General features: G+C 73.7%; 19 protein-coding genes. 11 read left to right on the forward strand and 8 right to left on the reverse strand.

The annotated features are described in order from the left end of the window. Positions 1–157 precede the first annotated feature (157 nt). Both WMF24_RS34145 and WMF24_RS34150 read left to right on the forward strand, forming a co-directional pair. Positions 158–2,035, forward strand: a complete 1,878-nt coding sequence (locus tag WMF24_RS34145) for an ATP-binding protein (protein WP_437731628.1) — start codon at positions 158–160, stop codon at positions 2,033–2,035. Then, positions 2,032–4,320 (forward strand): ATP-binding protein, encoded by a 2,289-nt coding sequence (locus WMF24_RS34150; RefSeq protein WP_437731629.1) that lies wholly within the window; start codon positions 2,032–2,034, stop codon positions 4,318–4,320. The genes WMF24_RS34145 and WMF24_RS34150 overlap by 4 nt, the downstream gene beginning before the upstream one ends. 539 nt (positions 4,321–4,859) lie before the next feature. Here WMF24_RS34150 and WMF24_RS34155 read toward each other — a convergent pair. Beyond that, entirely contained in the window at positions 4,860–7,094 is a 2,235-nt protein-coding gene (locus tag WMF24_RS34155; protein ID WP_437731630.1) for a DUF3160 domain-containing protein, read from the reverse strand. A gap of 465 nt (positions 7,095–7,559) precedes the next feature. On the opposite strand from WMF24_RS34155, the gene WMF24_RS34160 reads away from it, so the two are divergent. The 3 genes from WMF24_RS34160 to WMF24_RS34170 all read left to right on the forward strand — a co-directional run bounded on the left by WMF24_RS34160 (position 7,560) and on the right by WMF24_RS34170 (position 11,326). Further along, on the forward strand, positions 7,560–8,186 hold the full coding sequence (locus WMF24_RS34160; protein ID WP_437731631.1) for a glutathione S-transferase family protein: 627 nt from the start codon (positions 7,560–7,562) through the stop codon (positions 8,184–8,186). Between the two features lie 228 nt (positions 8,187–8,414). Further along, positions 8,415–10,505 carry an ABC-F family ATP-binding cassette domain-containing protein gene (locus WMF24_RS34165; protein WP_437731632.1) on the forward strand — a complete coding sequence of 697 codons (2,091 nt, stop codon included), beginning with the start codon at positions 8,415–8,417 and terminating at the stop codon, positions 10,503–10,505. Further along, positions 10,502–11,326 (forward strand): glutaredoxin domain-containing protein, encoded by an 825-nt coding sequence (locus tag WMF24_RS34170; RefSeq protein WP_437731633.1) that lies wholly within the window; start codon positions 10,502–10,504, stop codon positions 11,324–11,326. The genes WMF24_RS34165 and WMF24_RS34170 overlap by 4 nt, the downstream gene beginning before the upstream one ends. A gap of 82 nt (positions 11,327–11,408) precedes the next feature. Here the strand turns inward: WMF24_RS34170 and WMF24_RS34175 are convergent, their stop codons facing one another. Continuing rightward, positions 11,409–11,639: a hypothetical protein gene (locus tag WMF24_RS34175; protein ID WP_437731634.1), complete on the reverse strand. Its 231-nt coding sequence runs from the start codon at positions 11,637–11,639 to the stop codon at positions 11,409–11,411. Positions 11,640–11,927: 288 nt separating this feature from the next. Here WMF24_RS34175 and WMF24_RS34180 point away from each other — a divergent pair, with 288 nt between their 5' ends. Next, complete coding sequence (locus WMF24_RS34180) at positions 11,928–12,539, forward strand: hypothetical protein (RefSeq protein WP_437731635.1); 612 nt, start codon at positions 11,928–11,930, stop codon at positions 12,537–12,539. Beyond that, positions 12,536–14,239, forward strand: a complete 1,704-nt coding sequence (locus tag WMF24_RS34185; RefSeq protein WP_437731636.1) for a M23 family metallopeptidase — start codon at positions 12,536–12,538, stop codon at positions 14,237–14,239. Before WMF24_RS34180 ends, WMF24_RS34185 begins: the two co-directional genes overlap by 4 nt. Here the strand turns inward: WMF24_RS34185 and WMF24_RS34190 are convergent. The 3 genes from WMF24_RS34190 to WMF24_RS34200 all read right to left on the reverse strand — a co-directional run bounded on the left by WMF24_RS34190 (position 14,220) and on the right by WMF24_RS34200 (position 16,224). Beyond that, a complete protein-coding gene (locus tag WMF24_RS34190; protein ID WP_437731637.1) occupies positions 14,220–15,008 on the reverse strand; it encodes a leucine-rich repeat domain-containing protein in 789 nt (262 codons plus the stop codon). The genes WMF24_RS34185 and WMF24_RS34190 overlap by 20 nt on opposite strands. A gap of 30 nt (positions 15,009–15,038) precedes the next feature. Next, a complete protein-coding gene (locus WMF24_RS34195; RefSeq protein ID WP_437731638.1) occupies positions 15,039–15,509 on the reverse strand; it encodes a ferritin-like domain-containing protein in 471 nt (156 codons plus the stop codon). Between the two features lie 481 nt (positions 15,510–15,990). After that, a complete protein-coding gene (locus tag WMF24_RS34200; protein ID WP_437731639.1) occupies positions 15,991–16,224 on the reverse strand; it encodes a hypothetical protein in 234 nt (77 codons plus the stop codon). A gap of 464 nt (positions 16,225–16,688) precedes the next feature. Here WMF24_RS34200 and WMF24_RS34205 point away from each other — a divergent pair, with 464 nt between their 5' ends. Together WMF24_RS34205 and WMF24_RS34210 are read left to right on the forward strand one after the other, a co-directional pair. Further along, on the forward strand, positions 16,689–17,126 hold the full coding sequence (locus WMF24_RS34205; RefSeq protein WP_437731640.1) for a serine O-acetyltransferase: 438 nt from the start codon (positions 16,689–16,691) through the stop codon (positions 17,124–17,126). 16 nt (positions 17,127–17,142) lie between these two features. Continuing rightward, complete coding sequence (locus WMF24_RS34210; protein ID WP_437731641.1) at positions 17,143–18,189, forward strand: glycosyltransferase family 4 protein; 1,047 nt, start codon at positions 17,143–17,145, stop codon at positions 18,187–18,189. A gap of 3 nt (positions 18,190–18,192) precedes the next feature. On the opposite strand, the gene prs is transcribed toward WMF24_RS34210, so the two are convergent. From prs to WMF24_RS34225, 3 genes are read right to left on the reverse strand one after another with little or no spacing between them, the layout of a single operon-like run. Then, positions 18,193–19,116: a ribose-phosphate diphosphokinase gene (prs, locus tag WMF24_RS34215; RefSeq protein WP_437731642.1), complete on the reverse strand. Its 924-nt coding sequence runs from the start codon at positions 19,114–19,116 to the stop codon at positions 18,193–18,195. After that, on the reverse strand, positions 19,113–21,149 hold the full coding sequence (locus WMF24_RS34220) for a class I SAM-dependent methyltransferase (protein WP_437731643.1): 2,037 nt from the start codon (positions 21,147–21,149) through the stop codon (positions 19,113–19,115). Before WMF24_RS34220 ends, prs begins: the two co-directional genes overlap by 4 nt. Then, entirely contained in the window at positions 21,149–22,165 is a 1,017-nt protein-coding gene (locus WMF24_RS34225; protein WP_437731644.1) for a LolA family protein, read from the reverse strand. The genes WMF24_RS34220 and WMF24_RS34225 overlap by 1 nt, the downstream gene beginning before the upstream one ends. Before the next feature lie 382 nt (positions 22,166–22,547). Here WMF24_RS34225 and WMF24_RS34230 point away from each other — a divergent pair, with 382 nt between their 5' ends. Together WMF24_RS34230 and purL are read left to right on the forward strand one after the other, a co-directional pair. Then, a complete protein-coding gene (locus tag WMF24_RS34230; RefSeq protein WP_437731645.1) occupies positions 22,548–23,822 on the forward strand; it encodes a PP2C family protein-serine/threonine phosphatase in 1,275 nt (424 codons plus the stop codon). Positions 23,823–23,938: 116 nt separating this feature from the next. Next, on the forward strand, positions 23,939–26,305 hold the full coding sequence (gene purL / locus WMF24_RS34235; protein ID WP_437731646.1) for a phosphoribosylformylglycinamidine synthase subunit PurL: 2,367 nt from the start codon (positions 23,939–23,941) through the stop codon (positions 26,303–26,305). The last annotated feature ends 17 nt before the right edge of the window (positions 26,306–26,322 follow it).

Here is a 26,322-nt window from a genome sequence, read left to right on the forward strand (position 1 = left end):
GGACGGCCGCCGCCCGACGGCTCGGCTCGGCACGGGCAGTGAAAGCTCCGGCGATCGTTCGCCGCTCGGCGCTCCCTCGGCGCGGTTTCGCACGGTCGGTGCGCGCTCTTCGCGCAGGGGGGATGTCGAGGGCGGGCGTGAGGGGGAGCGGTCGAGCGTGCACGCGCACTACGGAGCGGGGGGAGACGGGGGTGGCGGCCGGCGCGCTGCGCCCCTGCAAGGAGACGCCGGGCTGTACTTCCTCGGGTCGCTGCACGAGCTGGTCGCCATCGGCCTGCACCGTCCAGCGCTCGAGGCGCTGTGCGCAGGGCAGCGCGACATCGCCGAGCCGCCGATCGACCGCGTCTATCTGCTGAAGGTCCTCGACGAGGAGATCTCCCGCCAGTTCGGGCACCCGCTCCGGCCGCTCATCGAGCTCGTGCTCAACGCCGCCGACGCGGCCCGCGGGCCGCAGCCGCTCGTCGACGTCGCCGTCGCCGACGGGCGGGTCGACGTCTGCGACACCGGCGTCGGCATGGGGCTGCGGGCAATCCTCTCACGGCTGCTCATCCCGTTCGCGACAGACAAGCGCCCCGGGATCGACCTCGGCCGGTTCGGTGTCGGGTTCTTCTCGGTGCTCGGGTTCGGGCTCTCGGACCCGGAGAGCTTCAGCCTCCATCTGACGACCGGCGACGGCGTCGAGGGGTGGGCGATCCGCGTCGTGCCCTGGCCGGGCGCGGGCGAGGCGCCCGAGGCGCCCGTGTCCGCCCCGGAGGAGGTGGGGCGCGGCCGCGGCCGCGCGGCGCCGGAGCTCGCCGCCGCGCTCATGTGCTCGGTGCGCCGGATCGCGCCGCTGCTCGGCACGCGCGTGCGCGTCACCTCGGCGCTGCTCGAGGCGAGCGCGGTCCGCGCGTACGTGCGCGACGCGCTCCACTTCTTCCCGGCGAGCCGCGCCCTCGTGCTGCTCGACGGCGCGGCCGTGAACGACGGCCGGCTCATCTCGGGCGGGCAGCTCGTCCACGAGCCGATCGCGCCCGCGGGCCGCGACCGCGGCGACGCGCTGCTCGCGCGCTTCCACATCGGCGGGCGCGGGCTGCTCCCGAGCATCTCGGCGGCCACCTTCCACGCCGGCGTCAAGGTCGACGCCTGCCTCGCCCTCGCCGAGCTCGCGCTCATCGATTTCCCTGCCGCCGTGGAGCTGACCGAGGGGCGCGACGCGCTCAAGGTCGGGCCGGAGTTCACCGCGGCCGCGACGGCCTTCTACCGGCGGCTCATCCAGCTCGCCGCCGCGAGCGGCGAGGGCCGGCGCGCGCGCGACCGGCTCGCCGAGGTGGCCGCGCAGATCAGCGCCCTCTTGCTGCAGTCCGCGGGCTGGGACGAGGTGGCCCGCGACCTCGCGCGCGCGCTGCTCGGCCCCGGGCGCTGCATGGTGACGCCCGAGCGGCGCGAGGCGCTGCTCGGGTTCCTCGGGCCGAGCGTGGCCGAGCGCCTCTTCGTGCCCGAGAGCTTCTGGGCGGAGCGCGAGTGGCAGCCCCACCTGCCCGGCGAGCGCGAGCTCCTCGAGGACGAGCTCGAGGTCGACCCGCCGGAGACGCTCGCGGCGCTCGCGCGGCGCCGCGGCGACCTCGCGGGGCTGCCCCTGCTGCTCGCCCGCGCGGCGAACCCGCACACGACGCTCGTCGCCCTCTGCCGGAGCCGGCTCCCGCCCGACCGCGGCGGGGGCGCGGGCGACGCGGCCGCGCCGCGCCGGGCGCCGGGCGCGCCCACGTTCGCGCCCACCTTCGCCTCCACGTTCCCTGAGGCGGCGGTGCGGCGCCCCCCCGGCCCGCTGCCGTGCCTCGGGACGCGCCGGATGCTGCTCGTCCGCGACGACAGCCCGGCGGTGCGGCGGCCCTCCGGCTGGAGCGACTGGTACGCGCTGCGGGCCGCCTTCGACCGGGCCTCCGGCGTGCGCGAGGCCGATCTCGAGCGCGATCTCATCGTCGGCGAACCCGTGGAGGGGGCGGCCTGCGCCGCGCCCCGGCCCGGCGAAAGGACGTCCGGAGGCCAGCCATGACCCATATCTCGTACGGGCTTTTCTCTGAGCTGCTCCTCGTGCGGATTCACGGGCGCGCCGAGGCCTACCTCGAGGCGAGCCCCGCGGAGCGCCTCGCCCTCGTCGCCGCCTGCCGCAGCGAGGCCACGGTGCCCGACCTCGCGCAGCGCATCCTCTCGCGCACCATCTACGCGCAGGCATCGTCGCGGATCGGCCCGCTGCGCGAGCTGCTCCAGAACGCGCTCGACGCCTCGCCCCCCGGCGCCCGCATCGACGTCCGCTCGACCGAGGACGGGCGCGAGATCTCGATCTCCGACCAGGGCCGCGGCATGACCCGGACCGAGCTGCTCACCGACCTGCTCGTCCCGTTCCGGAGCGGCAAGACCGGCGAGCCCGACGCGATCGGCGAGCACGGGATCGGCTTCTTCTCGGCGCTCGAGATCGCGCCGTGGATCGAGGTGGTCACCGCGACCGCGTCGGGCGGCCACCGGCTGCTCGTCGCGCCGCTCGGCGTCGGGCCGCGCCACGAGGACTTCTCGTGGACGCTCCTGCCCCTGCCCCGCCAGGCGCCCGCGCCGCCGGCCGCGGGCGACGCCGCCGCGCGCGCGCCGCTGCCGCCGCGCGCCTTCGATCCGCCGCGCCGCCCGGCGACGGGCACCACGGTGCGGCTGTCGCTCGCGCAGCCGATCGCGCGGCCGGCGCTCGCCGCGGAGATCGCCGCCGCCGCGGGGCTCGTCGACCCCACCGCGGCGCGCATCTACGTCGACGGCGCGCTCGTCAACACGGCGCGGGCGCGCCTCCGCCGCGCCGCGGAGGTGCCGCTCCGGCTCCCGCCCTCGGGAGAGCTCTGCGGCGCGCTCGAGCTCCTCGTCGGCCGCGGCGACGGCGTCGAGCCGCAGCTCACGATCACCCAGAAGGGGCTCACGGTGACCGCGCGGATCGACCCCTTCCCCGGCCCCGAGCTCGGGCTGCACCGCGAGATCGCGCGGGCGATCACCGCGGCTGGCTTCGGCCTCGTCGCGGAGCTGCCGCTCGGCGTGCCGCTGAACAAGGGCCGCTCCGCGGTCGCGGCGAGCGCGTCGGCGGCGGTCGAGGCGGCGCTGGTCGCCGCGTTCGAGCGCTTCATCCTGCGCGACGCGCTGTACGACCGCGAGCTCTTGCGCGCGGTGGATCACCGGCTCTCGTCGGTGCTCGACCGGCTCGTGCACGGGGCGCTGCTCGGCGAGAGCATCACGATCGCCTCCGCCCAGGCGGTGGAGGAGCTCGATCCGATGGCGCGCACGCCGACGGTGGCGGCCCCCGAGCAGGTCATCCGCTTCGCGGGCGGGCTGCTCGACGCGCCCCTCTTCCGGTCGATCGTCGTCGACGCCGCCCCGCGGTCGCACGGCGCGGCGGCCTCCCCGCCGCTCGGCCAGCTCCACTGGCGGAGCGCGGCGCTCACGCTGCGCGAGCTGCTCCACGCGCACCGGGCCGGCGTGCTCCGCCCGCTCGAGGGCGCCCCGCCGCTGCCGTCGGCCGGGGCCCGGAGCACCGCGCGCTGGCCGCAGGGCACCTCGGCCGCGGCGCCCGAGGCGTCTCTCGGCGCCGGTCCCGGTTCCGGGCGGGAGGCGCCGGGCGCGCGGCCCGGGGAGCTCGTGTACCTCGCGCTCGACGAGCCGCTCGCGCTCGCGTTCTGGCGGCGCCTCGCGACCGAGGGCGCGGCCGCGCCGCCGCCGCCGCCCGCGTCGTCGGCGGTGCCGCGCGCGCCGGCCGCCGCGTCGAGCCCGATGCCCCGCACCTCGCGCGACGCGCTCCTGAAGACGGCGGCCGACGTGCCCGGCGTCCGCGCCGCGGCGGCGGCCATGACGGTCATCGAGCGGCTCGACGCGGCGATCTCCGAGGCCGCGGACCTGCCGACGTCGCCGATCTGGGTGCACCAGGACCTCTACGGCCCCGACGAGATGGCGCACACCGACGGGAGCGGCATCAGCGTGAACCTCGCCTCCGCGCGGGTGCGGGCGCTGCTCACCGCGGTGCTCCAGCGCGATGACGCCGTCGCCTTCACCGCGCTGGCCGATCTCCTGCTGCACGAGAAGACGCACGTCTCGCTGGCGAGCTACGTCCCGCGCCCGATGGCCGAGCACGGCACGAGCTTTTACCGCCGCAAGGACTGGATGCGCCGCCGCCTGCTCGCGGCGATCGCGAGCGGCGCCGTCGCCGACCCGATCCGCTGGCTCGCGGTGGCGCGGCGGGGGCTCGCGAGCTCGGCGCTGCCGGCCCCGGAGGAGCTCTCGCGCGCCTTCCAGTCGGCCGCCGCGGCGGCGTGAGGCGCGCCCCGGTCCGCCGGGGACGAAGGGCGAGCACAGGGAGGCGGCAGGATTCCGCTTGATGTGGAGCCGGAGGCTCCGGGGTGAATTCAAATTCAAACCGGAGGCTCTCCGGAGGCCCGGGGTGAATTGAAATTCAAACCGGAGGCTCTCCGGAGGCCCGGGGTGAATTGAAATTCAAACCGGAGGCTCCCCGGAGCCGCCGGACTGAATTGAAATTCAAACCGGAGGCTCTCCGGAGGCCCGGGGTGAATTGAAATTCAAACCGGAGGCTCTCCGGAGGCCCGGGGTGAATTGAAATTCAAACCGGAGGCTCTCCGGGGCGGCGGGGGAATTCCCCACCCTGACGGGATGATGGAACCGCCAAGACGCCATGAGACGCCAAGATCTTTGTGTTTTCTTGGCGTCCTTGGCGCCTTGGCGGTTCACAGCGTCCCGATCCGATCGGCAGGCAAGCCCGTGATCGCGATGACGCGCCGGCACAGCCCGGCACAGTTCCAGCGGGACGGGACCGCGGCGGCGCGTCGTCGCGGGGCGGATCAGCGGGAGACGAGGTCCTTCATCCAGGCGACGTCGTCGGGCCTCGTCTCCTTGATGGAGCCGGCCCACTCCTCGTCGGTCATGCGCTCGAAGTCCTCGGTGATCTTCTCGAAGTACGACGAGGCGAGCCCCACGAACGCGCGCGGCGTGCCGCACGGGTCGGCGGTGACGACCATGAGCCGCGGCAGGCCGGTGCCCACGTGGAGCACGCGCCCGACCGGCGTCCCGACCTCGTCGGTCGGCTGCGTGTGCACGTCGGCGATGGTCGGGTCCTGCTTGACGCCCTCCAGCACGTTGAAGAAGAGCTGGGCGTACCAGCCCTCGGCGCCCTCGGGGGAGCCGCAGCCCATCTGGATCCTCACGGCCTGGTTGATGAAGTCGAGGTGCTCCTGCGTGAGGGGCACGCCGGCGCGCTCGTTCGCGGCCATCTCGCCGAGGAGGGTCGCGACCTCGTGCAGGCGCGAGAAATAGGCCGGCACGCGCTCCTCGAGCCACGGCTCGCTCGACAGGTCGAGCGCCTCGACGACGTTGCCGCCGTGCTCGGCCATCTCGGCGATGCGCGCGTAGAACCCCGGGTACGGGTCCACGTAGGCGTCCGGGAACTCGCACGTGGCGCCGCCGGTGTACGACTGCTTGGCGTAGAGCAGCGTGTCGTGCCGGAGCTCGGCCCACGAGGCGAGCTGGGTGTTGAGCAGGCGCCGGCCCCACGCCTCGGTCTTCGCCACGCTGGGCAGCCCCTCGGCGTCGCCGAGCGCCTTCGCCGGCGACAGCTCCCGCAGCGCGACCAGCCAGCGGTTGTAGAGGTTCTTGCCCCAGAAGTCGTCGGGGTGCGCGTCGACGAGCACGCGCATCATGTGGAGATCGGGCGCGTAGGGGAACTGGCCGAGCTCGGGCCCGAGCAGGAGGCCCGCCTGGTCATTGCCGAGCGCGGCGAAGCCGACGTCGAGCGGGTTCGGCATCATGCGCTTGAGGGCGCCGCCCTTCACCCGGTCATAGACGACGTTCGAGAAGACGTGCGAGTCGACGACGTAGCGCTGGCCGAGCAGCGCGAAGCTCGACGAGAGGGGCAGCGTGCCCTTGCCGAGCCCGTTGATCATGATGTGGCTCGAGATCCGCTGCGTCCCGTGGCCCTTCTCCATCACGACCTCGACGATCTGCTCGTCGGTGAGCCCGGCGAGCCCGGCGGCGTCGCTCAGGCCGAGGTCCTTGAGCAGGTCGTCGAGCTGGGGCAGCGTCATGTAGTCGCTCTCGCCGACGAAGGCCTGGATCGTGTCGTCGATGCGCGTGTAGCGGTCGAGGGTCTTCGCGTCGGAGAGCGCGCGCAGCACGTACGCGCCCTCGAGCTGCCGCCGCTGGAGGACCTGCGTGCCGTCGGTCTGGGTCTCCAGGAAGCGGAAGTCGACGCGGCCGAGCCACATCATGCTGCGGAAGTAGCGCTCGAGCTCGACCTCGTCGGTGTAGTGGCCGCGCGGCTCGAACTGCGAGAAGTCCATGAGCCGCGTGGAGCCGAAGAGGCGCACCTCGCTCATGCCCTGGTGGGCCTTCGCGCCCGCGACGAGCTCGTCGATCTTCCCGGCGTCCGCGCCCGCGACGGGCGCGACGGACGCGCCCGTGAGGAGCGCGAGCGCGACGGCCGTGTAGAGGTCCGCGTCGGCGCGCGCCTCGTCGCCGAGCTCGCCGCCGGCGCCCGCAGCGAGCCGCGCGCGCATCTCCTCGAGCATCTTGCCGAGCTCGGGGGCGAGCGCGGCGAGCTCCACGGCCTTCAGGATCGCGTCGTACGATCGGTGGACAGCGTACAGGATCGAGTCGGCGGACACGTAGAGCGGCAGGTCGAGGGCGTAGATGCTCTCGTAGCCGTAGACGAAGGTCGGGAAGCTCTTCTTCTCGGAGATGACGAAGCCGTTCTTCGAGAGCTTCGCGAGCTCGTCGTCGTCGAGCGCGAGCGAGGAGCCCTGGATGAGCGGCAGGTGCTCGGCGTCCGCCGGCGCGTAGGGCAGGCTCGAGGAGAAGCTGACGGCGTACTTCGCGGCGAACTCCTCGGCGGTCATGTCCGCCGAGGCGTCGCGCTCGTCGAGCAGCGACTTGAGCTCCGCCTGCTGCTCGGGTCCGAGCGGCGCGGGCTCGACCGGCGTGGGCGGCTCCGTGCCGGGGGGCTGCGGCTCACCGCTGGAGCAGCCGGCGGCGAGGGCAAGGAGGATCGGGACGAAATGAAAGTGAAGAAGTGTGTTGCGCATCGTGTTCCCCTTCCAGAGCGCGCCTCCCGAGCTCGGGGGCGCCACGGCCCGTGCATGAGCAAGGATGATGCCGCGGGCCGGGGAAGCGCTCGCGCCCCTGTCCGGAACGGCGATGGCGGGCTCCGGCGCCGGTGGTGGGAGGGTGACCGGCGCGATGCGCCGTACCGGCCACGGACAGCGTTGTTCAGGACCAGCGCCTTGCCCGGGAGCGTGCTTTGAACGGTCAAGAGCGCAGGAGCGGAGAAGGAATGCTCATGGCGTCGGCGCTCGTCATCTTCTCTCCCATCCGTGCTTGAGACACCGCCTCGCCGCTCGCCAATCAAGGCACGTCGGTTTCTTGCTGCACATGGCAAACCCGTGACGTCCTCTCGCTCGACGAAGCCACGGATGCACCGCGCGGTCCTTCGCAAACGGCGCGTGACGCGAGCCCGCCGGGTCGACTACAAGGGGCGCCGGAGGAACGCCATGTCCATCACGTTCTACTACGCCCCGCAGTCCAGCGCTTTCCGCATCCGCGTGTCGCTCGCCGAGCTCGACGTCCCCCACGAGGTCGTCCGGGTCGACCTGCGCGCCGGCGACCAGAAGAAGCCGGACTTCCTCGCCCTCAACCCGAACGGCAAGGTGCCCACCGTCGTGATCGACGGCACCCCGATGTTCGAGTCGGTGGCGATCCAGATCGCCCTCGGCGAGCGGTACGGCGTCCAGAAAGGCCTCTGGCCGGCCCCCGGCTCGCCCGAGCAGCTCACGGCCCTGAGCTGGCTTGTCTGGGGCCAGGTCAGCCTCTTCGGCGCGCTGTTCCGCTACATGGCGAACACGAGCGACTATTTCCCCAAGGAGCTGCACAACGAGAAGCAAGCCGAGCAGACCCTGACCGAGGTGCGCGCGCTGCTCCGCATCCTCGACGAGCGCCTCGACGGTCGCCCGTACGTCCTCGGAGAGCGCTGTACCCTCGTGGATCTCGACTTCGTGGCCATGCTCGGCTGGGGCCTCATGGCGGCCAAGATCGACATCGCCGACCTGAAGAACCTGAAGGGGTGGCTCGACCGCATCGCGGAGCGCCCGGCCGTGAAGGCGGCGACGGACGAGACCTGAGCCCGACGGCGCGCCTCGCTCGCCCAGGCGGCGAGGCGCGCCTCGCTCGCCCAGGCGGCGAGGCGCGCCCGATCGCGCCGGCGAGGCGCGCGGACCGCGCCGGCGAGGCGCTCCCTCGCCCGCCGCCTCCAGGTCGGGACCGGCCGTCGGTCCACGGGGTGCCCCCACGGACCGGGCCCGCCCCGGGCGCCCTTGCGCGCGCCCCACCCATGCTAGAACTCGGCCGCGATGACGGTACTCCAGGTCGCCGACCTCAGCTTCGGTTACGGCGCCGACAAGCTCTTCCAGGGCATCACCTTCTCCCTGGAGCACGGCCAGCGCGCCGCGCTCGTCGCGCCGAACGGCGCGGGCAAATCCACGCTGCTCCGCCTCGTGGCCCGGGAGCTCACCCCGGACACGGGCTCGGTCGTGATCCGCAAGGGCGTCCGGGTCGCCTACTTCCGGCAGTCGCACGAGCTCCACGCCGAGGGCACGGTGCTCGACGCCTTCCTCTCCGGGTTCTCCGAGGTGCTCGAGCTGCGCCACGCCCTCACCGCGGCGCAGCACGCCGCCGCCAGCGGCAGCGAGGCCGACCTCGCCCGGCTCAGCGACCTCACCGACCGCTACCACATCGCCGGCGGCGACGACCTCGAGCGCCGCGTCGAGATCATCGCCGCCCACCTCGGCTTCAGGCCCGCCGACATGGATCGCCCCGTCGCGAGCCTGTCCGGCGGCGAGCGCGGCCGCCTGCAGCTCGGCGTCGTGCTCGCCATCGAGCCCGACCTCCTCCTGCTCGACGAGCCGACGAACCACCTCGACATCGAGACGATCACCTGGCTCGAGCAGCACCTCGCCGGCCTCTCCGGCGCGCTGCTCTGCGTCTCGCACGACCGCGCCTTCCTCGACGCCGTCTGCCCGAACACGATGGAGCTCGGGCACCGCAGCTTCCGCGTCTACCCGCTCAAGTACAGCGACTACGCGGTCGCCCGCGAGGAGGACCTCGCCCGCGAGCGGGAGCTCGCCGAGCGGCAGGAGGCGTTCGTCGCGAAGACCGAGGACTTCATCCGGCGCAACATCGCCGGCCAGAAGACGAAGCAGGCGCAGAGCCGGCGCAAGATGCTCGAGAAGCTCGAGACCATCGATCGGCCCGAGGACGTCTGGGCCACCGCCGAGAAGGTCCGCTTCCGGTTCGCGCCCGCCCCGCGCAGCGGGGACATCGTGCTCGACGCGCGCGGGCTCGGCGCCTCCCGCGGCGGGCGCGCGCTCTTCTCCGGCGTCGACCTGCTCCTCCGGCGCGGCGACCGCGTCGGCATCGTCGGCCCGAACGGCACCGGCAAGTCGACGCTGCTCAAGCTGCTCGCCGGCGCGGGCGCGCCCGAGGACGTCGGCGACGTCCGGCGCGGGACGAACCTCTGCCAGGGCTACTTCGACCAGCACCTCGGCTCGCTCGACCCGCAGCGGACCGCGGTCGAGGAGATCCGCAGCGTCCGCGCCGACATGAACGTCGACGCCACGCGCCAGTACCTGTCGCGCTTCCGCTTCTACGGCGACGACGCGCTCCGGAAGGTCCAGGGCTTCTCGGGCGGCGAGCGGAGCCGGCTCGCGCTCGCGAAGCTCTTGCTCGAGCCGCGCAACCTGCTCTTCCTCGACGAGCCGACGAACCACCTCGACATCCCGGCGGCCGAGATCCTCGAGGAGGCGCTCACGGGGTTCGAGGGCACGGTGCTGCTCGTCTCGCACGACCGGCGGTTCCTGGAGCAGGTGACGACGCGCATCGTGGCCGTGCGCGAGGGGCGCGTGGACGTCTACCCCGGCGGCTTCCGCGACTACCGCGACAACCTCGAGAAGCTCGCGGCCGAGGCGGCGGCGCGCGAGGCCGAGCAGCGCGAGGCGGAGCGCGGCCCGGCCCGGGGCGGGCGGGGCGGCGCGCCGGCGGCGCGCGACGAGCAGCGGGGCGGCGCGGCCGCGGCCGACAGGGGCGCGAAGGCGGGCGGCGGCCGCGCGGTGCGCCGGAGCGGCGCGACGATGCCGCCGCAGGACGACGCTGCGGACGCGGCGGCGCGGCGGCGCTCGTTCGAGAGCGACAAGGCGGCGGCGCGGGCCGTGGAGCGGAAGCGCAAGCGGGTCAAGGAGCTGGAGGCGGAGATCGCGGCCGGCGAGTCGCAGCTCGCCGAGATGCGCGAGGAGCTGAAGAAGGACCCCGGCGGCGACTGGGCGAAGCTCGCGGAGGCCGCGCGCAAGGAGCAGGCGCTCGCGAAGCGCGTCGACGCGGCGATGGCCGAGTGGATGGCGCTCAGCGAGGAGCTCGGCGCCTCGGCGACGGCGGGAGGCGGGGCGTGACGGGCGCGGCGCGCGGCGCGGGGGCCGGCGCGCGCGGCGTCGCGGCGCGCGCCCGCCGCGCGGCGGCGCTCCTGGCGCTCGCGGCGGCGGCGCTCGGGTCGGCGGCGCTCGGGCCGGCGGCGTGCACGGAGAAGCGCGACGACGGCACCACCCCGGCAGCGGCGCCGGCCGAGCTGCCGCCGCTCGAGCTGCGCGACGACACGGCGAACCTGATGCTCACGTGGATCGACGAGAAGGGCGACACCCACGTCGAGCTCCGGCCGGCCGACGTGCCCGCCGAGGGCCGCTCGATGGTGCGCGCGATGCTCTCGGACCGGACGGAGGGCACGCGCGACGTCTTCTACGTCGCGGATCTGACGCAGAAGCGCCCGGACGGCACGTATGCGGTCCGGACGATGCCGCGGCGGGAGTGGGAGTCGCAGCTGGAGAAGCGCCGCGCCGAGCACCTCGCGAAGACGGCGCCCCCGCCCGCGGCGCCGGTCCCTGGCGGCCCGGCGGGCCCTGGCGGCCCGGCGGGCCCCGGTGCGCCGGGGGCGCCGAGCCAGCTCGCCGGCGTCACCGTGATCATCTACGGCGCCTCGTGGTGCAAGCCGTGCCACCAGGCCGCGGACTACCTGCGCGCGAAGGGCGTCGCCTCGATCGTCAAGGACATCGAGGAGGACCCGACCGCGGCCGCCGAGATGCAGGACAAGCTCGCGAAGAGCCACCAGCGCGGCGGCAGCATCCCGATCATCGACGTCCGCGGGCAGATCCTCGTCGGGTTCAGCCCGCACGCGATCGACCAGGCGCTCGCGCGGGCGGCGCGCGGCACGACGCTCTGACGCGCGGGCGGTGGATCGCGCGGAGATCTGCGGCTCGCAAGGAACGCCGGCAGGCGGCCGCGCTGCGCAGCGGGACATGGCGTCATGACGCGCAGTGAGGTCGCGCTGCGCCGGCAAGCGCGCTGTGCTGCTGGACTGCCTCCCAGGAACTCAAGCCGGCGGCCCGTGGACGGCCCACGCTCCGGATCCCTCTCAGCGCCTCCTCGACGTCGATCGCGAGCTCGTCCGCCACGCACACGAACCTGGGAAACAGTCGAATCTGCTCGAAGGCCGGAGCGGCGAGCGCCTGGATGCTCCACTTCAGGCGCGTCATCCTTTCGCCGATACCCCCCCACGAACGACCATTGTCTGGCGTGATCGCTTGTTGCCCTCCGTGCGAACTATCGTCTCCGTGTCCACAGCCGGCTCCCGCCTACGCACGCGGCCAGCGCTGGCAACCGCAATCCAGACGGCGCAGCGTGGTCTCGCCCACGCGACCACCACACAAAGCGTAAAGTCGTCCCGGTCACATCCCGACGACATCTTGCGCGCGCCACGTCATCTCTTGGCGAGGCGCGCGCTTTTTCGACTAGAATAGAGGGCCCCCTCCCCGGGAGAGCCCATGCGCGGCGTGCCCCTTGCTGTACCCCTCCTCATCGCCGCTGCGGTCGCCGCGTGCGAGCAGACCGCGCCCCCCTCCGAGGCGCCGCACGAACAGGCGGCCGCCGCCCTGTCGACCGCCATGGTGGTGACCCCGGTGATCGCGAGCGTCGTCTGGCCGCCCTCCACCTCGCTCGACCGGGACGCGCTCGCGGCGCTGCCCAGGGCGGCGGCCCACGCCGCGCAGGCCTCGCAGGTGCCGGTCCTCGTGCCGCCCCGCCGCGACCTGCTCGCGGCGCCGGTCATCGTGGCCAGGGATCACTGGACCTCGTTCTGGGCAAGGACGGAATCGCTCACGGTCTCGGTCACGATGACCCGGCTTTCCCGCAAATACCCCAGCATTCCATCGATCCGCGGGGCCCACGCCGTGCGCGGCGCGCCGGCGTTCATCACGGCGAACGAGGGCATCTGGAGCGCCTCCTGGATCGAGAACGGCGTCTCGTACGCGCTCGACATCGAGTGCGCCTCGCCGGAGGCGCCGGCCTGCGCCTCGGACGCGCTCGTCCGCGAGCTCGCCTCGGAGCTCGTGTACGTGGGCGGCGTCGGCGTGAAGCTGACGGGGAACAACCCATGATCGCGCCGCGCCGCCCTCGCCGCCCCCGCCCCGCCGCCGCCCTGCTCGCGACGGCCGCGCTCGCGCTGCTGCCGCGCGCGGCCGCGGCCGATCCCTTCTCGTACCATCCGGCCGGGGAGCTCGCCCCGGGCTCGGGCGAGGGGCGCGCCGACGACGTCGTGTACGCGCCCTCGATGCGCTTTCCCTTCGAGGAGGGCCCCGCGTTCGCCAACTCGCAGGTGTACAGCAAAGGCGGGAGCGCGGGCCCGCGCGGCAGCCAGTGCGACGCGGAGAACTACGCCTATCCGTGGCGCGACAACTACTGCGAGTCGCGGTCGTGGGACATGCCGCTCTGCCCCTCGGGGGCGGGTCATCAAGGACAAGACCTCCGGCCGCCGACGTGCGAGGCGGGCAAGTACTGGGTCGTCGCGGTCGCGGACGGCACGATCACGAACGTCGGCGGCTACTCGGTGTACCTGACCGGCGACGACGGGACCCGCTACGACTACCTTCACATGTCCGATGTCCAGGTCTCGCCGGGACAGGCCGTGTCGCGGGGAGAGCGCATCGGGCGGGTGTCCAACGTCTTCGGGGGCACGCCGACCACGATTCACCTGCACTTCAACGTGCGGCAGTCCGTGAGCGGCGTCGGCATGGTCTACGTGCCGCCCTACGCGTCGCTCGTGGCCTCGTACAGGGCGCTCCTCAACGAGCCGCCCGAGGGAGCGCTTGAGTCCGCGGGCTGCGACGGCATCCGCGGCTGGGCCCGCGACCCGGACGCGGAGGGCGCGCAGCACAGCGCGCGGCTCTACTTCGACGGCGCGGCGACGGACGCGGGCGCGGAGGGCCACACGCTCCCCGCGGACCGGCACCGGGACGATCTCTGCGCGCCGCTCGGCTCGTGCGCGCACGGCTTCGAGGCGCCGATGCCGCTCAGCCTGCTCGGGGGCGAGCACGCGGTCCGCGCCTACGGGGTCGACGCGCTGAGCGGCGACGAGGTCGAGCTCGAGGGGAGCCCGCAGGCTCTCTCGTGCCCGCTCGATCTGCCGGACGGCGTGAGGCGGCCGATCGGCGACGCCGAGGCGCTGGACGCGTGGGGGTTCTCGCGGTTCTGGGACGTCGCCGCCGCGCCGGACGCCGAGCTCGAGGCGCTGCCCGAGGGCGACGCGTTCCCGGCGTCGCCGCTGATCGTGCGCGGCGACGACGACGCGGCCTCCGTGTGGCTCGTCGACGGCGGCGCGCGGCGGGCCGTGCCGGACGACGAGGTCGCCGCCGCGTGGCGGCTCGACCCGGACGCGGCGGTCGTGTGGCCGGCCGCGCGCATCGCCGCGCTGCCGCTCGGGCCGGCGCTCCCGCGGCGCCCGTTCCTGGCCCACGGCGCGGAGCCGGCGCTCTACGTCATCGACACGCCCCCTGCGCCGGGCGCAGTCGGCGGCGCCGGCGGCTCCGGTGGGGCCGGCGGGGCCGGCGGGGCCGGCGGCTCCGGCGGAGCGGGCGGCGCAGGCGGCGCGGCGGAGGACGTTCCCCACATGAACGGCGCCGTCCACGGGCAGATGCGCTGCGAGTGCAGCGCCGCCGGCGCGGGCAGCGCGGTCGGCGCACCGTCGGGCTGGCAGCTCGGGCTGCTCGCGGCGGCGGCGGCGCTCGGCGGGGCGCGGCGGCGCTCGGCCAGGCGCGGCGGCAGCGCCCGGCCCGCGCGCGTCACCCCTCGTGGATCTTGATCCCGGGGATGGTCCGGAGCGGGCTCGTGTCCTCGACCCGCGAGCCCTCGATATAGACGTTCTTCAGGCTCTTGAGCCCCTGGAGCGGCGACACGTCGCTCACCCGCGTCCGCTTCATCTGGAGCATCTCGAGCTTCTTCAGGCTGGCGAGCGGGCCGAGATCCGTCACCTCGGTCTCGTCGATCTGGAGCTCGGTCAGGTTGGTGAGGCCGGCGAGCGGCGAGAGATCGCTGACGGGCGTGCGGCCGATGTCGAGCCGGTCGAGCTTGACGAGGCCGGCGATGGGCGAGAGGTCCTTGACCAGGGTGGCCGAGACGCGCAGCGACTCGAGCCGGAGCAGGCCCTTGATCGGGCGGAGATCGTCGATCTTGCCCGGCGGCAGGTAGAGGCCCTTGACGCCCGTGAGCTCGGAGAAGATGCACGGATCCAGCTCGTCGAGCCCCTGGGCGTCGGACAGGTTCATCGTCTTGATGTTCTTGAGCTCGGCGCGCTTGATCGGCCCCTCGGGCTTCTGGAGCTGCTGCCGCACCCGGGCCTCGAGCGCAGGGTGAGAGAACGTCACCGGGTCGCTCTTGCTCGTGCACACGGCCTCTTGCCGCTTCGGCGGCGCGCTGGCCACGGCCGCGGGGCTCGCCGCGGGGGGCGCTGACGCAGGCGCCAGCGCGGCGGGAGCGGCCGACGCCGCCGGGGCGGCCGGCTTCGAGGGCTCGTCACAGCCCACGAGCGAGAGGGCAAGGCCAACGGAGGCAAGCAGAAGAGGGCGATTCATTGCGTCGATGATACACGAGACCGCGGAAGGCTACAGCGGCAAGAGCAAGAGCCCCTGACGGGAGTCGAGCTGCTCGGAGAACCACTCCCGATGACGCCGCTCCACGGCGAGCGCCTGGCGCAGGACGTCGCGCGCCCGGTCGGACAGGCCCTCTCGGGACGCGAGCATCCGCTCGTAGACAGCGCAGCTATCTTCCTCGTAATGCCTCATCGCCTCCAGGATCGCGCGATCTCCGACGATCCCGTGCGTCAACCCCCTGCTCTTCAGCCTGGGTCGGACGGCGCTGTCCACGGGGGGCTCGCCGAGCTCGTGGGCCATGGCGGCGAGCTCCTCGAGGTGGCGTTCGTGGTCTTTCAGGAAGCTCGCGAGCCGGCTCTTGTCGCCTGGGCGGCTCATCCGCGCGAGCGCCGCTGCGAGCGCGTCCACCGCGGACCAATTGAGCTCGATCAGTTCAGTCAAAGACCCGATGAAGGCGGCCTCGCCGCCGATCACGGACGCCATGGAATATCGCTCCTCTCGCCGCGGAAGCTCGGCCGCCCGCGAAGAGGGAGGTGGGCGGATGCTTCTCCAGGTCTTCGACGCTCGCAAGCCCGGTGCCGGAGCCCGCCTGTGCAGCGGCGATGCATCGCGGCGCGCGCGTCGTCCAGGAACCCCGCGGCTTCCCGCGCTCGTCCTACCTCCACGCCGCGCTCGGGACGCGCGCGCGGCGTGGAGATGCGAAGGCGCGACCCAGATCGACGACGCGGCCGCGCGGCGGGGCCGCGCGGGGACCGTACGTGAAGCGCCTCGGGCACAGGAGGGCTGCTCGAGCCGCACGAGACAGCGATGGACCGGGCGCGTCCTGGACATGAGCACAACGCCGCGCCCCTCCGCGCCGTGAGCGGAGTCGCGTCGCCGAGCTCAGGAGAGGAGGGGCGATTTCAGGAGAGGAGAGGTGATCGACGGAAGAGGGCGCTCGGGCAGCGAGAGGCGGGAGAGGCCGCTACTTCTTGCCGAAGAGGCCGCCGAGCGAGCCCGCGAGGCTGCCCACGTCCAGGTTGGCGATGGCGGGGGCCGCCGCGCCGAGCGCGGTGTCGACGTGGGCGGCGAGCGGAGCGGGGAGCTTCGCCTTGAGGAAATTGACCACCGTCTCCACGGCCAGGCGCGCCTTGTCTTCCGGGATGCCAACCTTCTCTGCGACCGTTCGTACCAGCTCGTCCATGGCCTCGACGCTCATCCTTTCTGCGCGATCCGCGCATCCGTGGAGAGCATCCACGCGCCGATCCCCGCCGGCAAGGGAATTCAGCGCGCGCTCGACATGGATCTCCTCCTGCTTCCGCCTGCTTCCTCCTGCTCGCGCAGAGCGCGATCGACAGGCTCACGAACAACACCTGTGTTCCGGTGAGTGAGGGAGAGTCGCGCTGACCGCGCCAGAAGCCGGGCGTGGACAGGAATCGTCCTCCACCCGCGGCTCCGGCGATCAAGAAGCAACCCGCGTCCGGTCGCAGGAGCCGACGGGCGCGGTAGGCCAACCTACGTCGGACTCCTACCCCCGGAGCCTCCGGAGGGCTCGACGGCCACACCGTGCCCGTGGCATGTCCATGCCCGGTCGTTCGAGCCCACCACCTGGCCGCATCACCCTGGCGACGAGGTGGACCCATGGGATGGCGACCGGCACGGGCGAGCTCCGTCGAGAACCCCATGAACGCCATTCATCTGTACAACGTCGCGCACTGGTGCCATGTCAGGCGAATCCCCGTGGTCCCCAGGCTGCTCTACTGGCTGATATTCCTCCTGTACAATAGCTCGATCCCGCCCAGCGCCGAGATCGGCGCCGGCACCCGGTTCGGGTACGGCGGGATGGGGGTGGTGGTCCATGCGCGGGCGCGGATCGGCAGGAACGTGACCATCGCCCAGCAGGTGACGATCGGCGGGCGCTCGGGCCACCACGAGGTGCCGGTGGTGGAGGACGACGTCTACCTGGGAGCCGGCGCGAAGATCCTCGGCCCGATCCGCATCGGGCGCGGGGCGGTGGTGGGCGCGAACGCGGTGGTGATCAAGGATGTCCCGGCGGGCGCGACGGTGGGCGGAGTCCCCGCCCGGATCCTGAAGCAGGCGAGCGGGGATGCCAATGTCTGAGCGTACGGGTGTGCTGGTGATCGGTCCGCGGGCCCCGGCGGTGGGGGGGATCGCGACCTACGTGGAGACCATGCTGGAGCGGATCCCCACGCGCCACTGCGACACCGCCCCCGAGCCCGGGTTGCGGGGCAAGCTGGCGCGCTTCGCCCGCGGGTGCGCGGCGATCGTCGCGAGCCGCCCCGCGTGCCGCGTCCTTCACATTCACTCGTCCTACGGGTGGTCCTTCCACGAGAAGGCGGTCCTCTCGCAGCTCGGCCAGTGGCTCGGCTACCGGACGATCCTGCACATCCACGGCAGCCGGTTCGATGAATTCGTGGCCGAAAGCCGGCTCAAGGGGTGGATCGCCCGGAGCCTGCGCGGGGCGGACGCGGTGATCGCGCTGAGCGAGTACTGGGCCGACTTCCTGGGCAGCGTCGCGCCCGGCTGCCGCATCGTCACCCTGGAGAACGGGGTCGCCGTGCCGGCCGCTCCGCCCCCGCTCCCCGCCGCCCCGCGCGTGCTGCACCTCGGTGCCATCAACGACAGCAAGGGTGTCCCCGAGGCGATCCGGGCGTTCGCGCAGGTGGTCCGGCAGCACCCCGCCGCGGTGCTCGACCTCGCCGGGCCGGCGGAGCCCGACGACCTCGCCGGCTACAAGCGCCTCGTCGCGGAGCTCGGGCTGGGCGACAGCGTGCGGTTTCTGGGCAGCGTGCGCGGAGAGGCGAAGTCCCGGGTGCTCGAGGAGAGCAGCGTGTTCATCCTCCCATCGCACGCGGAGGGGCTGCCGATCGCGCTCCTCGAGGCGATGGCGGCGGCCCGGCCGGTCGTCGCGACCCGGGTCGGGGCGATCCCCGAGGTGATCGTCGACGGCGAGAGCGGCTTCGTCATCGCGGCGGGCGACGTGGACGCGCTCGCCGAGCGGATCACCCGGCTGCTCGGCTCCGTCGACCTCCGCGAGCGGATGGGCCGCGGCGCCTGGGAGCGGGCGCGGTCCCGGTACGACATCGCGAGCGTCGTCGAGCGGCTCACCGGCCTGTACGAGGAGCTCGGCGGCCGGCCCGCGCCGGCGTCGGGCCCCCGGTGAGGCCTACGGCGTGCGCTCGAGCGCGCGCACGAGGAGAGGCGCGACGGAGAACAGGGCGCCGGGCGTGCCGGCGAGCTGCTGGCTGCCGGGGTGCGAGTCGGTGCCCATCAGCGTCGTGAACACGCCCGCCTTCCTGATCTTCTCGAGCGAGTCGCCCGGCAGGACGAGGTGGCTGGTGACCGCGTGGACCTTCGAGGCCCCGGCGGCGAGGTAGGCGCGCCCCGCCTGGACGAGCGATGAGCCGGTGCGGACCATGTCGTCGTAGATGACGACCTCCCGGCCGGAGACATCGGCGTTGATGCCCGTCACGCTGACGCCGTCGCCGCGCCGCTCCTTGTAGACGAACGCCGGCTCGACGCCGAGGGTGCGGGCGAGGCTCTGCACCCACTTGGCCCGGCCGGCGTCCGTGGCGGCGAGCACGTACGGGCGGTCGCCCATCAGCGCGCGCACCGCCTGCGTGATGAGCGGCGCGCCGTAGAGGTGGCGCGTCACGTGCGAGTCGCTGAAATAGAACTCGATGCCGTCGGTGTGCAGATCGAAGAGGAAGATGCGCGTGCCCGCGTCGCACGTGGGGATGGCCGAGATGAGCCGCGCCCGCGTCTTCGCGGTCACCACCTCGCCCGGCTTCACGGCCCGCTCCATGGTCGCGTAGCCGAAATAGGGCATCACGATCGAGAGCGACCGGGCGCCGGCGCGCGAGATGGCGCAGCCGAGGTCGTAGATCTCCAGCCAGTCGAGGTCCTGAGGGGCCCCGCCGAGCAGGACGACGTCGCGCCCCCAGCAGTCGACCGCGACGCGCAGGTAGCGCTCGCCGTCGGGGAAGCTCTTGCGCTCGACGAGGCCCGGCTCGAAGTCGCCCGCGGCGAGGAAGGCCGGCTCCAGGTACGCGTACGAGCGGATCGTGATCAGCAGGCGGCGCTGGCTCATCGCGCACCTCGGCGGGACGCCCGCGCCGGCGCGGCCGGCCCCTTGCGAGCGCCTCCGGGCCTCGCGGCCCTCGGGAGCGGCGCGCCCTTCGGGGCCCTCGCGGCCGGCGCGCCCTTCACGGCCGGCGCGCCCTTCGCGGCCGGCCCGCCCTTCATGACCGGCGCGCCCTTCGCGGCCGGCCCGCCCTTCATGACCGGCGCGCCCTTCGCGGCCGGCCCGCCCTTCATGACCGGCGCGCCCTTCGCGGCCTTCGCGGCCGGCGCGCCCACGGTGGCGAGGACGCTCTTCAGATGGGACTCCGTGCCTGGCTCGCTCGGGAAATCCACGGGATCGGGGAGGTCTTTCATCTGCACGACGTCGCATCCTGCTTCACGCGCGGCCTCGTGCAAATGGCGCCGGAACCTGGCGCGCGCGATGCCGCGGTGGTTCGTGCAGGCGAGCAGCCTCCCGCCCGGGGCGAGCAGGCGGAACGCGAGCGCGGCGAGCGCGCCGAAATCGCTCGCCGCGCTGAAGCGGCTCTTCTTCGTCGTCGCGAAGCTCGGCGGATCGAGCACGATCAGGTCGAAGCGCTGGCCGGCCTGGGCCGCGGCCCTGAGCCACGGGAACACGTCGGCCTCGACGACGACGTGCGCCGCCGGGTCCGCGCCGATCGCGTCGAGGTTGTCGCGCGCCCAGGCGATCGCGCCCCGGGACACGTCGACCGTGACGCTCTCGCGCGCGCCGCCCGCCACGGCCGCGACGGAGAAGCCGCCGGTGTAGGCGAACAGGTTGAGCACCCGCGCGCCCCGGGCGAGCTCGCGCACCCGTCGCCGGTTCTCGCGCTGATCGAGGAAGATGCCCGTCGAGAGCCCGTCGCCGAGCCGCACCTTGAACGGCAGGCCGTGCTCGAGCACGGTGAACTCCTCCGGGGCGCTCTCGCCCCGGACGGCGTGCCGCGGCGCGAACTCCTCGCGCCGCGCGTCGACGATGACGCTCGCGTGCTTCGGGCGCACCTTGACGTAGACGCCCTTCGCCCCGAGCCGGTGCGCCGCGTCGAGCACGACGTCCCGCGGCGGCGCGCCCGGCTCGCCCTCGCCGCCGCCGAACAGCGACACGACGAGGTGCTCGCCGTAGAGGTCGACCGAGACGGCGGGCAGGCCGTCGCCCGCGCCGTGGACGAGCCGGAGCGCCGTCGTGTCGCCCGCGCGCGCGACGCCGTAGCGCCGCTCGGCGGCCTCGCGCATGGCGCGCTCGACGGCCTCGACGCCCCCCGCGTACGGGTCCGCCGGCGCGGCCGAGAGCCACGCCTCGAAGGCCGCCGGCAGCGGCGACCGGAAGGCCGCGGGCGCGCCCGTGGCCGGGTGGTCGAGGCGGAGCTCGGCCGCGTGCAGCAGCAGGCGCGGGGCCTCGGCGCCGCCGTAGAGCGGATCGCCGGCGATGGGCAGGCCGATCGCGGCGAGCTGCACCCGGAGCTGGTGGGTGCGGCCTGTCTCGGGCCGGAGCTCGAGCAGGGCGCGGTCGCCGCGGCGCTCGAGGAGCCGGTAGCGGGTGATCGCCAGCGCGCCGGCCGCGGCCCGATCCGCGCCGGCGGCGGCCTTCTTCCTGCCGCCCGCGGCCCGATCCTCTCGCCCCGCGCCCGCCTCCGCGATCGCGCGCATCGCGCCGCCCGGCGCCGGGACGAGCCGGTGCCGCAGGGTGCCGCGCGGCGCGCGGTCGCCGAAGCCGGCGACGGCGGCGACGTACGTCTTCTGCACCGTGCGCCCCTCGAACTGCCGCGCGACGGCGGCGTTCGCCTCGCGCCGCCGCGTGAACAGGAGCACCCCCGAGGTGTCGCGATCGAGCCGCTGGTGGATGCCGAGGTAGTCGTCGGCGTCGCCGCGGCCGCGCAGGAAGGCGCGCAGGCGCGTCACCACGTCGTCGATGCGGTCCGCCTCCGGCGCGTGCGTCGACATGAAAGCCGGCTTGTCGACGACGATGAGGTCCTCGTCCTCGGCGAGGACCCACGCCGCATGGAAGTCGGGGAAGAGCTCGGAGAGGGCCAGTCGCGGGATCATCAGTTCTGCTTGACGTCGGTGCCGGGCGGCGCGGTGAACCGGAACTCCGCGGGATCGATCGACGCCGGCTGCGACGCGTTCTCGAAATCGAACCGGTTCCGGTTGCCCTGCGCGTCGACGATGAGGACGCGCCGGATGACGCCCGGGTCCTTCTTCGCGAGCAGCGCCCTGTCGATATAGAACATCACGTATTCGTAATGGGGAGTCGGCGCCCGCGGCTTGCCGACGAGCACGGGGCCGCCCTCGAAATTCGCCTTCTCGTTGAAGGTGAACGTGAACGACGGGCGCAGCCCGTGGCCCATCAGGAACGAGAGCGCGCCGGGATACTCCGAGTTCTGCACCGGCGTGACGAACATCTGCCGGTCCTCGGCGACGTAGACCTTGAGCGACACGCCGTCGGAGACGATGCGATTCTGGATCGGCGGATCGTAGCGGAACGAGAGCTTGTTCGGCTTCTCGACCGACAGCGTGCCGCTCTGCTTCTTGACGGCGCCGGAGATCTTCTGCGTGTGCTCCTGCTTGAAGCGGGCGAGGTACGTCTTCTTGCCGACGAAGATCGTGTCGACCTCCGCCGCCACCGCCTCCGCGGAGCCGGCCTCGGCGGCGGGCACCGGGGGCGGCGCGCCAGCGCCGGGCGCGGACGACGCCGCCTGCGCCTCGGCGCGCTCGCCGCCCCCGTCCGCCGTCACGGACGCGACGGCGCCCGCGTCGTCCGGCGCCGCCGCGCCGCCCGCGTCCCTCGGCGGCCGCTGGCCCGCGTCTCCGGCCGCCGCCCCCGCGTCCTCGGGCGCCGCCGCGTCCGCGACGGCGAGGGCGCCCGCGTCCTCGGGCGCCGCCGGGGCGCTCGCCGGCGGCGCGGCGGACGCCGCGGCGGAGGCGAGCGGCGGGTCCGAAGGCGACGCGGCGGGGGCTGGCGACGCGTCGGGCGCCGCGCCCACGGGCGCGGGCGGCGCGTCGCACGCCGCCGCGATCAGGGCGGCGGGCAGGGCGAGGGCGGCGAGGCGGAGGCGGATCATGAAGAGCTCGCTTTCAAGGGAGTGTGCGTCGCGTGTTCTAGGACAGGTAGGGCCGAGGTGGTAGCGCCGACTCCACGGCCGCGCGCGCTGCGACGCGACGCGACGTCGATCGCGCGCTCGCGCGCTCTCGCCGCGCCGCCGCGGCGCTCTCGACGCCGGCGTTCGGCCGGCTCTCGCAGCTCTCGCGCTCCTCGCCCCGAGCACGGCGGCGACGGAGATCGCCGGCCCGAGCCCGACGCTGAAAGCGACGTCACGCGCGCGCGTGAACGGCACAGAACGCTCCGGGACAGCCCGGAGCGCTCCGGAACGCTTCGCCGTGGACATCCCGGGGCGAGACCATGTCTTGACCCCTATTTCCACGTAGCCCAAACTCTCCGGTCGCATGCGCGTGGGCACTCCCTCCCTGATCGATGCGTCGTCGCTCATCCTGATCCTGGACGTCTCGCGCAAGCTCGCGGCGCCGTGCGATCTCACGGAGCTCCTGGAGCTCATCATCAAGACGGGGCGGGAGGTGATAGGCGCCGACCGCGGGAGCGTCTTCCTCTACGACGCCGAGGCCAAAGAGCTTTACTCGCGTGTGGCCACGGGCGAGACGCAGATCCGCGTCAGCATCGACAAGGGCATCGCCGGCGAGTGCGCGCGCAGGCGCCAGACCATCGTCGTCGACGACTGTTATGCCGATCCGCGCTTCAACCCCGAGATCGACCGCCGCACGGGATATCACACGAAATCCCTGATCACGGTGCCGCTCATCGGGCTCGACGACAAGCTCGTCGGCGTGCTCCAGATGCTGAATTCGGCGGTGGGCCACTTCGGCCCGGACGAGCGCGACGTGGCCGAGCTGCTCGCCGCGCAGGCCGCCGTCGCCGTCCAGCGCACGCTCCTGCTCGAGGAGCGCATGATCAAGATCAAGCTCGAGCACGACCTCACCATCGCGCGCGACATCCAGCAGAACATCCTGCTGCGGCGGCTCCCGCGCTGCCCCGGATACTCGCTGTCGGCGTTCAGCAAGCCGGCGGACGACACCGGCGGCGACATCTACGACGTCATCCGGCTCGACGAGCGCTCCGACGCGCCGCCGATGCTCCTCCTGCTCGCCGACGCGGCCGGCCACGGCATCGGCCCCGCGCTCAGCGTGACCCAGTTCCGCGCCATGCTCCGCATCGGCCTCCGCCTCTCGGCCGACATGGACGCGCTCATGCACCACATCAACCAGCAGCTCATCGAGGACCTGCCGAACGACCGCTTCATCACGGCGTTCCTCGGCATCCTCGACCCGACGACGCACCAGCTCCGCTACCACGCGGCCGGGCAGGGCCCGCTCCTCCACTACCGGGCGGCCGAGGGTCAGGTCGTCTGGCGCGATCCGTCGACGGTCCCGCTCGGCATGTTCAAGGACCTCGACCTGCCCTCGACGCCGCCCCTCGTGATGGCGCCGGGCGACCTCCTCGTGCTGCTCACCGACGGCTTCTACGAGTACCAGGACGCCGCCGGTCAGGTGTTCGGCAAGGAGCGCGTGGGCGACCTCATCCACCGCCTTCACGCCCGGCCCACCTCCGACATCCTCGGCGCCCTCCTCGCCGAGGTGCGCCGGTTCGCCGGCTCGGCGAAGCAGATAGACGACCTCACGGCGCTGCTCGTGAAGCGAGACGCCTAGCCGGAGCGGGGCTCACCCGCTCCGTTCGGGTCCGGCGGGGGCGCGGCGCGCTGCCTGCTTCGCCCGCCCGCTCCCCTCCTTCCCCTCCCCGCGTCCTTGCGCTAGCTAGGGCCGCGATGGCTGCCGACCCTCTGACCTCTCCCTCCCCCTCCTCCTTCCCCGGCGATCCGCCGGTCGACCTCGCGCTCGCGCAGGCGCACAAGCTCTCGGCGAGCGAGTGGGAGCGCGCGCGAGAGCGGCTCGGACGGCAGCCGACGTTCACCGAGCTCGGGGTGCTCAGCGTGATGTGGAGCGAGCACTGCTCGTACAAGAGCTCGCGCGTGCACCTCTCCCGGCTGCCCACGACCGGCCCGCGCGTCATCCAGGGGCCCGGGGAGAACGCCGGCGTCGTCGACATCGGCGACGGGTTCGCGGCCGTCTTCAAGATGGAGTCGCACAACCACCCGTCGTACATCGAGCCCTACCAGGGCGCGGCCACCGGCGTCGGCGGCATCCTCCGCGACGTCTTCACCATGGGCGCGCGCCCCATCGCCAACCTCGACTCGCTCCGCTTCGGCCGGCCGGACCACCCGCGCACGCCGCAGCTCCTGCGCGGCGTCGTCGCGGGCGTCGGCGGCTACGGCAACTGCATCGGCGTGCCCACCGTGGGAGGCGAGCTCTTCTTCGACCGCGCCTACGACGGCAACATCCTCGTCAACGCCTTCACCTGCGGCGTCGTCCGCTCCGACCGCATCTTCTACGGGCGCGCGAGCGGCGTCGGCAACAACGTCCTCTACGTCGGCGCCAAGACGGGGCGCGACGGCATCCACGGCGCCACCATGGCCTCCGACGAGTTCTCCGAGGGCGGCCCGAGCCAGCGGCCCACGGTGCAGGTCGGCGACCCCTTCATGGAGAAGCTCCTGCTCGAGGCGTGCCTCGAGATCTTCGCCGAGGACCTGCTCGTCGGCATCCAGGACATGGGCGCCGCCGGGCTCACCTCGTCGTCGGTCGAGATGGCGGGCAGGAGCGGCAGCGGCCTCGATCTGAACCTCGACCTCGTGCCGCGGCGCGCCGCCCGGCTGACGCCCTACGAGATGCTCCTCAGCGAGTCGCAGGAGCGCATGCTCCTCGTCGCGAAGCCCGGCTGCGAGGCGCGCGTCATCGAGATCTGCACGAAGTGGGAGCTCGACGCGGCGATCATCGGCCAGGTGACCGACACGGGCCGCTGGGTCGTGCGCGCGACGCCCGGCTACGACCCGCTCGGCGGCGCGGCCGCCGGCGTCGCGCAGAGCCCGGTCGTCGTCTGCGATCTCCCCGTCGACTTCCTGACCGACGCGGCGCCGAAGTACGACCGCCCGCAGCGCGACGACGCCGCGCTGCCCGCGCGCCGCGCCTTCGACCCGCGCACCATCCCGGCGCCGCCCTCCTGGTCCGAGCTGTTCCTCTCCATGGCGGGCTCGCCGAACCTCGGCTCGCGCGCGTGGGTGTGGCGGCAGTACGACCAGATCGTGCGGGGCGGCACCGAGGTCCGGGCGGGCAGCGACGCCGCGGTGGTGCGCGTCCCGTGCGAGAAGGACGGCCGGCGGTTCGAGAAGCTCCTCGCGTTCTCGAGCGACTGCAACGGCCGCCTCTGCGAGCTCGACCCGTTCCAGGGCGCCGCGATGGCGGTGGCCGAGGCGTGCCGCAACGTCGTGTGCGCGGGCGCGGAGCCGATCGGCCTGACCGACTGCCTCAACTTCGGCAACCCCGAGCGGCCGGAGATCATGCGGCAGTTCGCGCTCGCGATCGACGGCATGGCCGCGGCGTGCCGCGCGCTCTCGGTGCCCGTCGTGAGCGGCAACGTGTCGCTCTACAACGAGACCGACGGCCGCGCGATCCTGCCGACCCCCACGGTCGCCGTCGTCGGCCTCGTCGCGGACGCGGGCGACGTGCTGCGGGCCTCGTTCCCGGCCGCTGGCCTCACGGTGCTGCTGCTCGGCGACCCGCGCGGCGGCCCGCTCGGCGGCTCGGAGTACGTCGCGCGCCACACGGGCGAGGTGAAGGGCCCGAGCCCCTCGCTCGACCTCGACCGCGAGGCGCGGCTCCAGGCGCTCTGCCTCGAGCTCGCGCGCGCGCGGCCGCGCCTCCTCCAGAGCGCGCACGACGTCGCCGACGGCGGGCTCGCGATCGCGCTCGGCGAGTGCTGCGCCGCCGCCGACGACCCGGCGGCGATGGTCGGCGCCCGCGTGCGGCTGCCGGAGGGGCCGAACGATGAAGCGCGCGAGGAGCTCGCCGAGGCGCTGTTCGGCGAGGCGCCGAGCCGGATCGTCGTGAGCGTCCGGCCCGAGGACGCCCCCGAGGTCGCGCGGAGGGCGAAGTCCGCGGGCGTGCCGTGCTTCGAGCTCGGCACGACGGGCGGCGGCCGGCTCGCGATCGAGGCCGGCGGCGGCAAGGTCATCGACGTGGAGCTCGGCGCCCTTCGCGACGCGCGCGACAGGTGCCTCGAGCCGATCGTCGGGCGCTAGCCAGCGGCCCTCCGCGT

The sequence above is a fragment of the Sorangium sp. So ce1335 genome, assembly GCF_051521615.1.
GTDB lineage: Bacteria > Myxococcota_A > Polyangia > Polyangiales > Polyangiaceae > Sorangium.

Excerpts from the sequence above, each read along its gene's own strand:
- WMF24_RS34155 (WP_437731630.1), bottom strand. The coding sequence starts at position 7,094 with ATGCGCAACACACTTCTTCACTTTCATTTCGTCCCGATCCTCCTTGCC.
- WMF24_RS34225 (WP_437731644.1), bottom strand. The coding sequence starts at position 22,165 with ATGATCCGCCTCCGCCTCGCCGCCCTCGCCCTGCCCGCCGCCCTGATC.
- WMF24_RS34160 (WP_437731631.1), top strand. The coding sequence starts at position 7,560 with ATGTCCATCACGTTCTACTACGCCCCGCAGTCCAGCGCTTTCCGCATC.
- WMF24_RS34185 (WP_437731636.1), top strand. The coding sequence starts at position 12,536 with ATGATCGCGCCGCGCCGCCCTCGCCGCCCCCGCCCCGCCGCCGCCCTG.
- WMF24_RS34180 (WP_437731635.1), top strand. The coding sequence starts at position 11,928 with ATGCGCGGCGTGCCCCTTGCTGTACCCCTCCTCATCGCCGCTGCGGTC.
- WMF24_RS34190 (WP_437731637.1), bottom strand. The coding sequence starts at position 15,008 with ATGAATCGCCCTCTTCTGCTTGCCTCCGTTGGCCTTGCCCTCTCGCTC.
- WMF24_RS34230 (WP_437731645.1), top strand. The coding sequence starts at position 22,548 with ATGCGCGTGGGCACTCCCTCCCTGATCGATGCGTCGTCGCTCATCCTG.
- purL (WP_437731646.1), top strand. The coding sequence starts at position 23,939 with ATGGCTGCCGACCCTCTGACCTCTCCCTCCCCCTCCTCCTTCCCCGGC.
- prs (WP_437731642.1), bottom strand. The coding sequence starts at position 19,116 with ATGAGCCAGCGCCGCCTGCTGATCACGATCCGCTCGTACGCGTACCTG.
- WMF24_RS34165 (WP_437731632.1), top strand. The coding sequence starts at position 8,415 with ATGACGGTACTCCAGGTCGCCGACCTCAGCTTCGGTTACGGCGCCGAC.
- WMF24_RS34195 (WP_437731638.1), bottom strand. The coding sequence starts at position 15,509 with ATGGCGTCCGTGATCGGCGGCGAGGCCGCCTTCATCGGGTCTTTGACT.
- WMF24_RS34150 (WP_437731629.1), top strand. The coding sequence starts at position 2,032 with ATGACCCATATCTCGTACGGGCTTTTCTCTGAGCTGCTCCTCGTGCGG.
- WMF24_RS34205 (WP_437731640.1), top strand. The coding sequence starts at position 16,689 with ATGAACGCCATTCATCTGTACAACGTCGCGCACTGGTGCCATGTCAGG.
- WMF24_RS34175 (WP_437731634.1), bottom strand. The coding sequence starts at position 11,639 with ATGACGCGCCTGAAGTGGAGCATCCAGGCGCTCGCCGCTCCGGCCTTC.
- WMF24_RS34220 (WP_437731643.1), bottom strand. The coding sequence starts at position 21,149 with ATGATCCCGCGACTGGCCCTCTCCGAGCTCTTCCCCGACTTCCATGCG.
- WMF24_RS34200 (WP_437731639.1), bottom strand. The coding sequence starts at position 16,224 with ATGAGCGTCGAGGCCATGGACGAGCTGGTACGAACGGTCGCAGAGAAG.